This window comes from Shewanella sp. Isolate7 (assembly GCF_022398425.1).
Lineage (GTDB): Bacteria > Pseudomonadota > Gammaproteobacteria > Enterobacterales > Shewanellaceae > Shewanella.
This window is the reverse complement of record NZ_JAKEVJ010000030.1, coordinates 43,121-56,057: the sequence shown is the minus strand read 5'-3', so window position 1 is coordinate 56,057 and position 12,937 is coordinate 43,121. Positions and strand designations below refer to the sequence as shown.

8 protein-coding genes are annotated in these 12,937 nt (G+C 49.9%); 6 read left to right on the top strand and 2 right to left on the bottom strand.

Features of this window, described 5'->3' with window-relative positions; genetic code table 11:
- Positions 1-61: 61 nt before the first annotated feature.
- Both hemH and L1D47_RS09615 read left to right on the top strand, forming a co-directional pair.
- On the top strand, positions 62-1,075 hold the full coding sequence (gene hemH, locus L1D47_RS09620; protein WP_239884422.1) for a ferrochelatase: 1,014 nt from the start codon (positions 62-64) through the stop codon (positions 1,073-1,075).
- A 196-nt stretch (positions 1,076-1,271) separates the two neighbouring features.
- Positions 1,272-2,576 carry an inosine/guanosine kinase gene (locus L1D47_RS09615; protein ID WP_239884419.1) on the top strand — a complete coding sequence of 435 codons (1,305 nt, stop codon included), beginning with the start codon at positions 1,272-1,274 and terminating at the stop codon, positions 2,574-2,576.
- 123 nt (positions 2,577-2,699) lie between these two features.
- On the opposite strand, the gene L1D47_RS09610 is transcribed toward L1D47_RS09615, so the two are convergent.
- Complete coding sequence (locus L1D47_RS09610; RefSeq protein ID WP_239850840.1) at positions 2,700-4,019, bottom strand: dicarboxylate/amino acid:cation symporter; 1,320 nt, start codon at positions 4,017-4,019, stop codon at positions 2,700-2,702.
- A gap of 216 nt (positions 4,020-4,235) precedes the next feature.
- On the opposite strand from L1D47_RS09610, the gene L1D47_RS09605 reads away from it, so the two are divergent.
- Positions 4,236-6,710, top strand: coding sequence for a hypothetical protein (locus L1D47_RS09605; RefSeq protein WP_239884417.1), 2,475 nt, complete (start codon positions 4,236-4,238; stop codon positions 6,708-6,710).
- 142 nt (positions 6,711-6,852) lie between these two features.
- On the opposite strand, the gene astB is transcribed toward L1D47_RS09605, so the two are convergent.
- Positions 6,853-8,190: an N-succinylarginine dihydrolase gene (astB, locus tag L1D47_RS09600; RefSeq protein WP_239884416.1), complete on the bottom strand. Its 1,338-nt coding sequence runs from the start codon at positions 8,188-8,190 to the stop codon at positions 6,853-6,855.
- Between the two features lie 357 nt (positions 8,191-8,547).
- Here astB and topA point away from each other — a divergent pair, with 357 nt between their 5' ends.
- The 3 genes from topA (at position 8,548) to L1D47_RS09585 (ending at position 12,447) form a co-directional block, all read left to right on the top strand.
- Positions 8,548-11,202, top strand: a complete 2,655-nt coding sequence (gene topA, locus L1D47_RS09595) for a type I DNA topoisomerase (RefSeq protein ID WP_239884415.1) — start codon at positions 8,548-8,550, stop codon at positions 11,200-11,202.
- Between the two features lie 199 nt (positions 11,203-11,401).
- Positions 11,402-11,977, top strand: a complete 576-nt coding sequence (locus tag L1D47_RS09590) for a YceI family protein (RefSeq protein ID WP_041511028.1) — start codon at positions 11,402-11,404, stop codon at positions 11,975-11,977.
- Positions 11,978-12,096: 119 nt separating this feature from the next.
- The gene (locus tag L1D47_RS09585) at positions 12,097-12,447 is read left to right on the top strand and encodes a DUF3802 family protein (RefSeq protein WP_239884414.1); all 351 of its coding nucleotides are present in this window, start codon (positions 12,097-12,099) and stop codon (positions 12,445-12,447) included.
- The last annotated feature ends 490 nt before the right edge of the window (positions 12,448-12,937 follow it).

The following is a 12,937-nucleotide window of genomic DNA, read 5'->3' as shown; positions in this document are numbered from 1 at the left end:
TATGTCAGGGTGGGTGCTAGCCTATCGCTATCCTTGTCAGAGAATATGAGTAGAGTAATTCTTGAACAAAGTCCACAACTTATCTCCCGCCAAGCTTGGTGTCTTGCTGGTTAATCTCGGCACGCCAGATACGCCAACCCCTAAAGATGTTAGGCAGTTCCTGAAACAGTTTCTAAGCGACCCGCGCGTGGTCGACTTAAGCCCCTGGATCTGGAAACCCATACTCAATGGCATCATCTTGAATACTCGCCCCAAGGCGGTGGCCAAGCTCTATGAGTCTATCTGGTGGCCAGAAGGCTCGCCGCTGATGGTGATCAGCGAGCGTCAACGTGAGGCGCTAAGCGAGATACTTAAAGCGCGTCATGGTCGTGATATTCCGGTTGAGTTGGGGATGAGTTATGGCAATCCTTCGTTGCGCGCGGGTATCGATAAGCTGCTGGCCAAAGGCGTCGAGCGCCTGGTGGTGCTCCCTCTGTATCCACAATATTCCTGCTCGACAGTGGCACCGGTATTTGATGCCATCGCCAGCGATTACAAGCAACGTCGTAACTATCCCGAGACGCGCTTTAGTAAAGAATATTTTAACCATCCAGCCTATATTGCGGCATTGGCTGACTCTGTGCGGCGTCACTGGCAAGAAAAGGGACAGGGCGATTGCCTATTAATGTCTTTTCACGGTGTGCCACTGCGTTATGTGACCGAGGGTGACCCTTATCAGGCACAGTGCCAACAAACGGCCCAGCTATTGGCCGATGCATTAGGATTATCTGAATCCCAGTGGCGTCTCTGTTTCCAATCAAAATTTGGTAAAGAGGAGTGGCTGACGCCGGCAACCGACGCGCTGCTTGAGAGCCTGCCAAGCCAAGGGGTTAAACGAGTGGATATTCTCTGCCCGGCCTTCGCGGTAGATTGTTTAGAGACGCTTGAAGAGATCTCGATTGGCGGCAAAGAGAGCTTTATCGAGGCGGGCGGCGAGGCCTATCATTTTATTCCTTGCCTGAACGATGATGAGGCTCATATGCAATTACTGGTAGACCTAGTTACCGAGCAGGCGGCCGGTTGGCTTAAATCTTAAGCAAAGAATCGTGTGTTAACGGCATAAATCACTGCCCGATGCTATTTTATATGGTACGATCCGCCGCCGAATTTTTTGGCGAAGGTGCCCGTGTTGCATTAATCACCACGCGGCCTGATAGACAGCAGACTAAGGGGGTCTAGTGTGCTGCCTATTCTTATTTGATTCTGCATGGATGCATTAGAGTGAGTTCCTTATGAAGTTTCCCGGTCAACGTAAGTCGAAACATTACTTTCCAGTTAAGAATCGCGATCCATTATTGGCGCAGTTAACACTGCAACCGCAGCATATTTCTACCCACATCAGTGGAATCGATCAGACGCTTGTCGATATCGAGGCCAAAGTGGGTGACGAGTTGCTTAGTCGTTACGCCTTACCGAAAGGAAACTCGACACTTATCGATGACGAGAAGGCGCATCAGCTCTATACCGAACTGAAAACTTCTGAGCTGATCAGCGATGAGTTTGCCGGCGGTACCATAGGTAACACGGTACACAACTATTCTATCCTGGCCGACGATCGCTCGGTATTGTTTGGCGTGATGAGTAACCATATCGAAGTGGGCAGCTACGCCTATCGCTATCTGTGTAACACTTCATCTAAAGTGGATCTTAATTTTCTGCAGCCGGTCGATGGGGCGATTGGCCGTTGCTTTACCTTGATATCTGAATGTGGCGAGCGCACCTTCGCCATCAGCAAGGGTTCGATGGATAAGCTGACGCCAGAATATATCGACCAGGAGATAGTGCAAACCTCTTCGGCGTTAGTGCTGACGGCCTACCTGATGCGCGCCAGTGGAGGCGACAAGATCACCGATGCGGCGTTAAAAGCCATTGAATATGCCAAGGCCGCTGAGGTTCCAGTGGTGCTGACGTTAGGTACACGTTTCCTCATCGAAGAAGATCCGCAGTGGTGGATAGAATTCATTAAGGAAAATGTCACTATTCTTGCGATGAACGAAGATGAAGGCGAAGCCCTGACCGGCTTTAAAGATCCCTTGAGCGCCAGCAATGCCGCGCTTGAGTGGTGTGATATGGTGCTCACCACCGCGGGGCCATTGGGGCTCTATACCTCAGGTTATACCGAGGATTCGGAGAAGCGTGAAACCAGCCATACTCTGCTGCCAGGTGCGATCCCAGAATTTAACCGTTATGAGTTCTCAAGGCCCAAGCTAAAGCGTGATTGCCAGACACCGATCAAGGTGTTTGCCCATATCTCGCCTTACATGGGTGGCCCCGAAATTATCCGTAACACTAATGGCGCGGGTGACGGGGCATTGGCGGCGCTGCTGCACGACCTTGCCTCTAATACCTATCACAAGGCTAATGTGCCGGGTTCGAGTAAGCATAAGCGCGATGGCCTGTGTTATTCCTCTTTCTCACAGATCTGTAAGTATGCCAACCGCGTGGCCTATGAGGTGCTGGCTCAGCACAGTCCACGCTTGTCTCGTGGTCTGCCAGAGCGGGAAGACAGCTTAGAAGAAGCCTATTGGGAACGATAGGGCTAGGGTTGCATTTGATGAGGCTGTTTTAGCGAGGCTCTTGAAGTGCACAGATAACAAAAAGGCGTCCGTTGGACGCCTTTTTTCGTTTTTAATGTGCCGGTTTAAAGCCTGTATTAGGCTTTACTCTTTCAGCTCGGCATTTACCTGATCGACGAAGCTGCCTGCCGTCTTACCCGCCTGAGGATCATCGAATGTTGCTTGGTTAAAGGCATTTTCCGATTTAGCGATGATAACCGTCGCTACCGAATCGCCGGTAACGTTAACGGCTGTGCGTACCATATCCAGCAATCTGTCGACCCCCATGATAAGGGCGATACCTTCGACCGGCAGACCCACCTGATTGAGCACCATAGCTAGCATGATAAGGCCGACACCAGGAACACCTGCGGTGCCGATAGAGGCTAGGGTTGCGGTTACCACTACCATGGCGTAATCGGTGATGGTGAGATCGATACCAAATACCTGGGCGATAAACACTGTGGCGACACCTTGCATAATCGCCGTGCCGTCCATGTTTATGGTTGCGCCGAGGGGCAGAGTAAATGAGGCGACCTTGTTATCGACCCCAAGGCGGTGCTCTGCGGTCTCAAGGGTGACCGGCAGTGTGGCATTTGAGCTTGCCGTGCTAAAGGCGAACAGCTGCACATCTCGCAGTTTACGAATAAAGGTGATGGGGCTTAATCCGGAGAAGAGTTTTAATAGTACGGGATAGCTTACAAAGGCGTGCACTAATAATACTGCCAACACCACTGCGAAATATTTAACCACACTCTCAAAGGTTTCCAGACCCAAGGTTAAGGCAAGTTTACCCATGAGGGCAAATATACCATAGGGGGCCAGTTGCATGATGAGGGTGACCACGCGCATGATCACTTCATTTAAGTCGTTAAATAATGCCGATACGCGTCTGCCGCGTTCGCCAATATGAGAGATAGCAAAGCCAAATATCACCGCAAAGATGATGATCTGCAGCATATTCCCCTCTGTCATCGCTTGTATCGGGTTACGGGGAACGAGGTTGATCAATACATTGGAAAGGCTAGGGGCCTCCTTAACACTGTACTGCATGTTTTCTGCTGCTAGTGAGGCGTTTCCAGGATGGACGAGCAGGGCAACCAGAATGGCCATTGAGAGGGCGATAGCCGTGGTAAATAGATAAAAAGCGATGGTTTTTCCGCCGAGTCTGCCAAGGGATGATGGGTCGCTTAATGAACAGGTGCCGCATACCAAGGAGATGAAAACTAAAGGGACGACCAACATCTGTAAACTTGAGATAAAAATACTGCCGACGACGTTGAGTAGGCCGTCAGTAATATATTCTTGGATAAACTCACTTCCGGGAAAGAAACTGCGTAGCAGTAGCCCGATTAAAATGCCGCCAGCCATACCTATGAGTATTTTTCCGGTGAGGCCAATTTTTTTGTTTTGCGTGCCAGCCATAGTGCTTCCTGTATTATTTTTATGCTTTTCAATTTGCACCTAAAGCCTAGCAAGAAACCCTAGGTGATGAAATGGCTAAATAGTTAAAGTTTTTGTCACTTTTAGGCTCTTAATTGCGATTAGTGATGGAAAAGTTATGGGAAAATTGTGTAATGTTAGCCTATAAGTAATAAGCAGATGCTTTCAATGATAATCTGAGTAACAGGGAGTCTGACAATGAAGTCAGCGTTTAAAGTTTTTACCTCATATTTATTTATGCTTTTTATTGTCGCCTGTAGCGGTGGGGGGAATGTCACAGACGATGGCTCGGGTGGTACGCCGACGCCGCCAACTATCTCTATTGAATTATCTATCGATAATACGCAGATCTCAGTGGCTGAACCTGCGATGATCACCGCTAAGGTGAAAGATTCGACCGGAGCAGCTGTTAGTACCTTAGTATCATTTAGTCTAAACAATGATACTTATGGTACTTTTTCTCCCGGCACGGGCGAGGTAGCGACCGATGCAGACGGTATTGCCAAGGTGCGTCTGGACACGGCGGCCATCAATACCGGCGCAACCATTACTGCAACCACTAGCTCTGGCGAGAGTGCATCGCTGAACGTCACCATGGTGGGTGATGGCGGTGAAGCCGGAGGTGGAGCGCAAGTTTCAGTGTCCCTTACCGACGGTGCCGGTAACCCTATTCAATCTATCAGCATCCTTGAGCCAGGGAAAATCACAGCAACAGTAACGGGCATTACTAAGCCTACAATTGTGACGTTTGCGACGACTATTGGTGATCTCCCAATCAAGACGGCCGTGACCGATTCTGAAGGAAAGGCGACAGTTGATATCTACGCGGGCAGCTCCTTAGGGGCAGGTGAAGTCACCGCCAGTTTGTCAACTAATGAAGTCGGTAAGACTATCGTTGTTGTCGGCGCGACAAATGTGGTGATGGGTAGCGGCGATCCTTTTGTACAGGGTAAGGCCGAGATTAGTACCGCAACTCTTTCTGCAGGTGGTACCGCAACGATCTCAGTTCTGATTCAAGATGATAAGGGAAATCCCTTTACTCAGCCTGTCGATGTTAATTTCTCCTCAACCTGTGCGACCAAGATTCCTGCTCAGGCCGAGATTAGCTCGCCGGTATCATCGAGCAATGGCGTAGCAACATCGACCTATAGAGCTCAGGGGTGTGTGGGTGAAGACCAGATCAATGTTACGGCAAGTGCTGGCGGCATCAGTCTTTCGGCAACTGGTACGCTTAGTGTGCTGCAAGCCGATGTCGGTAGTATCGTATTTGACTCGGCAACGCCACAGAATATCGCCATCTTAGGAACGGGCGGCGTAGAGTCTTCTGTGGTGAAATTCAAGGTGCTGGATAAGAACAGTAACCCTGTTCCTAACCAGAATGTATTGTTTTCGCTCAACACTAAGGTGGGTGGCGTAGACATCTCACCTCTGCAGGCTACCACCAATAATAATGGTATTGTTCAGACGGTTGTCACTACAGGTACTGTGGCTACATCACTGCGTGTTACCGCGACTGTTGATAATGGTGCGGTACCTGCAATCTCTAGTCAGTCGAGTCAGTTAATCGTCTCAACCGGCATTCCTGATCAAGACAGCTTCTCACTTTCGGCCTCTGTACTTAATGCCGAAGGTTGGGACGAGGATGGCACAGAGGTGGTTGTGACGGCGCGTATGGCCGATGCCTTTAACAACCCAGTACCCAATGGTACAGTCGTTTATTTTACTACCGAAGGTGGCTCAATTGGAGGTTCTTGTCAGACGGTTGATGGTGTCTGCTCAGTGACCTGGACCAGTCAATTGCCACGCCCAGAAGGTGAGACCATCATCTCTGGTGCCGGCGCTATGGTTCGCAATCCGAGTGCGGCGTTGATCTATTACCCGACACTTGGGGTATACGGCAACGTTTATGGCCAGATGTATGGCGGCCGCGCCACAGTGACAGCGACGGCCATCGGTGAAGAGTCCTTTCCAGATCTTAACGGTAATGGCCGCTTCGACGCCTCGGAAATGGCTGAGTTTACCAATGGTAAAGATGTAACGGGTCAGTCGTTCGATCTAACCGATGCCTATAAAGATTACAATGAAGATGGTCTGTTTAACCCGCAGCAGGAGGGCGGGCAAATTGGTGGTGAAAATGAAGAGCCGATTGACTTTAATTCTAATGGCATTTTTGACATCAAAGATGGTAAATATAACGGTGTTCTTTGCGCAACAGGCAGTACTCCACCTGAGTTTGTTGATAATTCATCAAACTGTGGTGCGGACGGCGCCAAGTCACTCTATGTGCGTCGTAGCCTGGTTATTGTGATGTCGGGCAGCACTGCCTATGCGACCGCTGCCGATGATATTCTGATCAGCGATAAAGATGGCGATCATTATGGTGGCAGCATCAATATAGTAGGTAAGGGCGCCGCCAGTGTTTCCTTTACCATCTCAGATTTACATAACCAACAGATGCCTGCAGGTTCTAAGGTTCGCTTTAAGACGAGTGCCGGTTCTGTGGTAAGCAATGCCGAATATGTCTGGCCAAGTTCTAACTATAATGGTGGCCGTGAATTTACGGTTACCTTGAAGGGGGAAGATGAACCTAACACGGGTGTGTTTATCGTCGAAGTGGAAACACCTGGTGGACTGATTACCCAGGTAGTCTCGATTGGAGTTAATATTCTCTAATATCCTCTATTTAAAAAAGGCGCTTAAAGCGCCTTTTTTATTGAGTCGATGATTCATCGACTTCCTAAAGTAATTCGCTAGTTTTGGCATTAAAAAAGCCATCTTTTCAGATGGCTTTTTCAATTTTATGTAACGTTAAAATTTACTTCTGGAACTGATACACGCTACCTAGCTTCATGATCTGTGTCAGTTCATCTAGCGCGGTGCGCGACTCGACGATGAGCTGTGGATCGGCAAGGTCTTCTATGGCGAGCTGATCGCGGTAGTGCTTGTCGACCCAGAGGTTGAGCCTGTTAAACAGCTCATCTGTCATCAGGGTATTGGGGTTGACGGCGGCAAGCTCTGTCTCGTTCATGGCGACACGCAGGCGTAGACAGGCAGGGCCGCCGCCGTTTTGCATGCTTTGCTTCACGTCGAAATAGTGCACCTGCTTGATCGGTGTGCCCAAGGTGACCAGCTCATTAAGGTAGGCATGGACGGCCTCATTTTCCTGACAGTTGGTGGGCGCTATGATAGCCATCTCGCCGTTTGGCAGGGTAACGATTTGGGTATTGAACAGGTAGCTCTTCACCGCATCCTGAATGCCCACCTTGGCGGTAGGCACCTCAACGAAGTGCAGTTCGTGACCGTTGAACTTGTCTTGAATCTCCGCCAGTTTCTTTTGCGTATCGACAAAGGCCTGCTCGTGATAGAAGAGCACATTTTGGTTACCCACGGCGATCACATCGTTGTGGAATACGCCTTGGTCGATGACATCAGGGTTCTGTTGGATGAAGACGCTGCTTTCATCATCGAGTTGATGCAGGCGGGCGATGGCTTGTGAGGCCTCTAGTGTCTGTCTCGCCGGATATTTTTTGGGCTTAGGCGCACTCGGGTTAGTCGCTTCCTGGCCGTAGACGAAGAGTTCGATGCCGGCATGCCCATATTCGTTGCACAGGCGTGTGTGGTTAGCCGCGCCTTCGTCACCGAAACTCACATGCTCAGGCAGATGCTGGTGGTGATGGAAGTAGCGGGAATTATTGAAGGTGGCGGCGAGTATGTTGCCCGTTGTCACCGGCTCTATGCTGCGATGCAGTTTGTCTACCAGGTTTGCCGGGGTGAAATGGATCTTACCATCATGGGTATCGGCACTCGGTGACACGGTCGCGGCATTGGCTGTCCACATGCTTGAGGCACTGCAGCAGGCTCTGAGAAGCGCAGGAGCCTGTTTTGCGGCTTTATTTAATACTTCGGCATCTGTACCAGAAAAACCGATTCGGCGCAGAGTGTGGATATCAGGGCGCTCCTGAGGGGCAAGCATCCCTTGGGCCAGGCCTAAGTCGGCGAGGGCCTTGGCCTTCTTGAGTCCTTGCTTCGCAGCCGCCTTAGGGCTGGATATTGCGGCGGCGTTATTTAAAGAAGCCACATTACCGTATGACAGGCCCGCATAATTATGTGTCGGTCCGACGAGTCCATCAAAGTTCGCTTCGTAATGCTTCATTGCATATCCTTCAAGTTATTATTGCTTTAATAGGCGCCAAAACAGGTTAGCGATGGCGCCGTAATTCGTTGAATTTGTGCCCCAGTATACTTGAGCTTTAGGGCATAACAAGCTAGGGGATTGGGGCCTTATCTGTGATATTGGCTCAGAAATGCATAAGTATTGCTTGCTAGTTGGGGAATAATGAAATATTAGTTTTTAATTACGCAATATTATTTTTCACATTTTTTTCAAAAACGGTTAAAAATTGGCTCGCCGTAACAAATAAAACAGGGATTAGCTTGAAACTATTGATACAACCCTCTATATATGGAGCCAATTTACAGAATTTTGAGACTTTTTGGCGCAGATCATTCTATGGGTAAATCGCTAGTTATTGTCGAATCACCGGCCAAAGCCAAGACTATTAACAAATATCTCGGCAAAGATTACATCGTAAAATCGAGTGTAGGTCACATCCGTGATCTCCCGACTTCCTCCTCCAGTGACGCCAGTTCGTCGACGAAATCGCCCGCCGAAGTGCGCAAGATGTCCCCCGAAGAGAAGGCTAAATATAAGGCAGACAAAGCGAAAAAAGCCTTGGTTGCCCGTATGGGGGTCGACCCCGAGCGAGGCTGGAAGGCTAAGTATCAGACGCTGCCGGGCAAAGAGAAAGTCGTCAAAGAGTTACAGTCACTTGCTGAAAATGCAGATCATATCTTCCTCGCAACCGATTTGGATAGAGAGGGGGAGGCAATTGCATGGCATCTTCAAGAGGTGATTGGTGGAGACCCAGAGCGCTATCAGCGCGTCGTCTTCAATGAGATCACCAAGAGTGCGATTCAAGAGGCATTCAGTCATCCGTCGCAGCTCAACACCAACATGGTAAATGCCCAGCAGGCGAGACGTTTCCTCGACCGTGTCGTAGGCTTTATGGTTTCGCCCCTGCTTTGGAAGAAAGTGGCCCGCGGCCTCTCTGCCGGGCGTGTGCAATCTGTTGCGACTCGCTTGGTGGTTGAGCGCGAAAGCGAGATTAAGGCGTTTGTGCCAGAAGAGTTCTGGGACATTCATGCGCAGCTAACCACCCTAGGTAACGAAGGGCTTAAGATGCAGGTGGCCAAGTTTAATGGGGAAAACTTTAACCCTGTAAACGAAAGCCAAGCCATGGTTGCGGTTAACGCACTGACAGATAGCAAGTATCAGGTCAGTAGCCGCGAAGTCAAAGCGACCTCGAGCAAGCCTTCGGCGCCTTTTATTACTTCAACGCTGCAGCAGGCGGCCAGTACTCGCCTAGGGTTTGGCGTTAAGAAGACCATGATGATGGCCCAGCGTCTCTACGAGGCGGGTCACATCACCTATATGCGTACCGATTCGACCAACTTGAGTCAGGAAGCGCTGGATAGCGTGCGTGACATGATCGGCAAGGAATATGGTGACAAGTACCTGCCCGATGCGCCGATACGTTATGGCAGTAAAGAGGGGGCTCAGGAGGCGCACGAAGCGATCCGTCCGTCCAATGTCAACGTCAGTGCCAGCAGCCTCACCGATATGGAAAGAGATGCTCAGCGTCTCTATGAGTTGATCTGGCGCCAATTCGTTGCCTGTCAGATGACACCAGCTAAATATGATGCGACTCGCCTGGCGGTGACCGCAGGGGATTACGAACTCAAGGCCAGTGGCCGTACCCTTAAGTTTGACGGTTGGACCCGAGTTCAGACCGCCCTTAAGAAGAAAAACGAGGAAGACAATACTCTGCCGCTGGTTGCCGAAGGCGATGTGTTGACCCTCGAGGAGTTGGCGCCCAAGCAGCACTTCACTAAGCCGCCGGCGCGTTATAGTGAAGCATCACTGGTGAAAGAGCTAGAGAAGCGCGGCATCGGTCGTCCATCTACCTATGCGACTATCATCTCTACCATTCAAGATCGTGGTTATGTGAAGGTCGAGAATCGTCGTTTCTACGCCGAGAAGATGGGCGAGATCGTGAGCGAGAGCCTTATCGGCAGCTTCGAAGAGCTGATGAGTTACGATTTCACCGCCGGCATGGAACAGACATTGGATAATGTGGCCCAGGGCCAGCTTGAATGGAAGAAGGTGCTAGACAACTTCTACAAGGGCCTGACCGCACAGCTTGAAAAGGCCGAGCTACCACCGGAAGAGGGCGGCATGCGCCCTAACGAGATGGTGCTGACCGATATCGCCTGTCCTACCTGTGGACGCCCAATGGGCATACGTACGGGCACAACAGGCGTGTTCCTAGGTTGCTCAGGCTATGCACTGCCACCGAAAGAGCGCTGTAAGACCACCATGAACCTGACACCGGGTGAAGAGGCCGTCAGCGAAAACAGCGAAGATGCCGAGACAGATGCGCTGCGGGCCAAACACAGATGTGGCGTTTGTGGCACGGCCATGGACAGTTATCTCATCGATGAGAAGCGCAAGCTGCATGTGTGTGGTAACAATCCTATCTGTAATGGCTACGAGGTCGAGCAGGGTCAGTTCAAGCTCAAGGGCTACGAAGGGCCAATTATCGAATGCGACCGCTGTGGCAATGATATGGAGCTGAAAAATGGCCGTTTCGGTAAGTATTTTGGCTGCACCAATAGCGAGTGTAAGAATACTCGTAAACTGTTGAAAAACGGTGAAGTAGCGCCGCCAAAAGAGGACCCTATTCATCTACCAGAGCTTAAATGCACTAAGTCAGACGGCTATTTCGTGCTGAGAGACGGCGCCGCGGGGATCTTTATGGCCGCGAGCACCTTCCCTAAATCCCGCGAGACTCGGGCGCCACTGGTTGAGGAACTGGTGAAGTACCGTGAGCTTCTATGGCCTAAGTATCAGTATCTGGCCGATGCGCCTGTGACCGATGATGACGGCAACAAGGCGGTTGTGCGCTTTAGCCGTAAGACCAAGGAGCAGTACGTAGCAACTGAGGTCGATGGCAAGGCGACCGGTTGGACGGCGAAATATATCGATGGTAAGTGGGTCAGCGAAGCCAAGGCTAAGCCTAAAGCAAAGGCAAAGAAGAAGGCCTAGACGCTGCCTAACTGACAGGCTGTCATTCACTTGTTAAGAGCCCTAACCGAGTTAGGGCTTTTTTATTGGTAGCAATATTAGTGGTTCATAATCTTTTGTATTAGGCTAATATAGATAAGATTACCTTGCTAATCATTAAACTAGCTGGGTTTTCTTCGCAGAGGTTTCGACGGACTTAAGGTTAAAAATGGAGCGTAAAATGAAAACACTGATCATGGCAGCAGGACTTGGGATGTTAAGCTTAAACGCCTATTCGGCCGATTGGCAGGTGAGTAACCAGGGCTCGCGGGTTAACTTTATCTCAATCAAGAAAGGCGACATCGCCGAGGTGCACCATTTTAGTCAAGTTTCCGGCACGCTTAGTGATGCCGGCGCCTTTAGTCTGTCAATTCCGCTCAATAGCGTGGTCACCAATGTGGAGATCCGCGATCAGCGCATGAAAGAGGTATTGTTCGACACCGCACAGTACCCGAGTGTTGAGTTAAGTGCTAGTCTCGACGGGCAGGCGATCGATAAGGCGAGTGTGGGGAGCATCATGTCCATGAGTGTCGATGCCAAAGTGAGCCTGCATGGCAAGACGCAGACCATGCCGGTTATGGTCAGCGTGGCCAAGGTGGCCAGTGATAAGTTGATGGTGGCGAGCGAGGCGCCTTTGGTGGTGAATGCCGGTGACTTTGGCCTGACCCCTGGGGTGGAGAAGCTCAGAGAGCTGGCCGGTCTACCCGCTATCAGCAAGGCGGTACCAGTTTCTTTCGTTCTGACCTTAAAGCGATAGAAAAACGTGCACTAACAACGAGATCGAATACTCGATTTATATCATAATGGCGGTAGAAACTGGATATTGAGCATGGGCTATACCATGCTCATATATAAGTCGTGTGTTTAGGGTAAAAAATGGTTACTGATAAAGACGGATACATACATCTAATACAATATCTTACCGAGCATCTAGGCCTGTTTGAGTCTTCCGAAGCCGGTGGGGTTGCGGGTGACACCGTCATGGAACTGTTTGAGGAGCAGCTGGCAGCACAGATCATTATGGTGTGTAGCCAAAATCCGTCCCTAACCTTCGCCGAGCGCAACATGGTGATTCGCGAAGTCGACGCCATCGTCTATGACTTAGAAGAGATCTTAGCCAAGGTGGCCAATCACAATGCCACTCAAGAACAGACCCTGTTTATTACCGAGTTTTCTGGACTGATCAAAAATCTGTTCGATCAGGAAATTGCCAAGATGCAAGCTTAGCTTTTGCAATCCGAAACAGGTGTTTACAACTCACTGCTTGAGAATGTCAGTCTTTATTCCTACTGTTAGCATTAGAGCGAAATTGGGAATTTGTGTGCATGTCTGCAGCCTCTATCAGTAAACAACACTTTGTTATCTATGGGATACTGGTGTTGTTTTGGGTCGTTTTTCAGATCTTTAGTGCCAATGCCTTGGGGTTTGGCTGGGGGTTTATTCCGTTCGTCATCTCATTGCCCTTTGTGCCCTTTATCCTGGTCTGGTTAGGCGTACAGTTTATGCGCCATTACAGGTACATTCGATTAGGGCCCAATTTCAGTGAGCATTTGGTGCACTGTATCTGTACCTGTACTCTGTTCTGTCTTTTCGTCTATCATTTTGTTTATTAAGTTATACCAATCACAGTAAACATGTGATCAGCAATAGCGCAGGAAAAACGCTTGAGAACAAAGCAGGATTTTTAGATAAGTAGTTATTCTACAATTAAAAATGC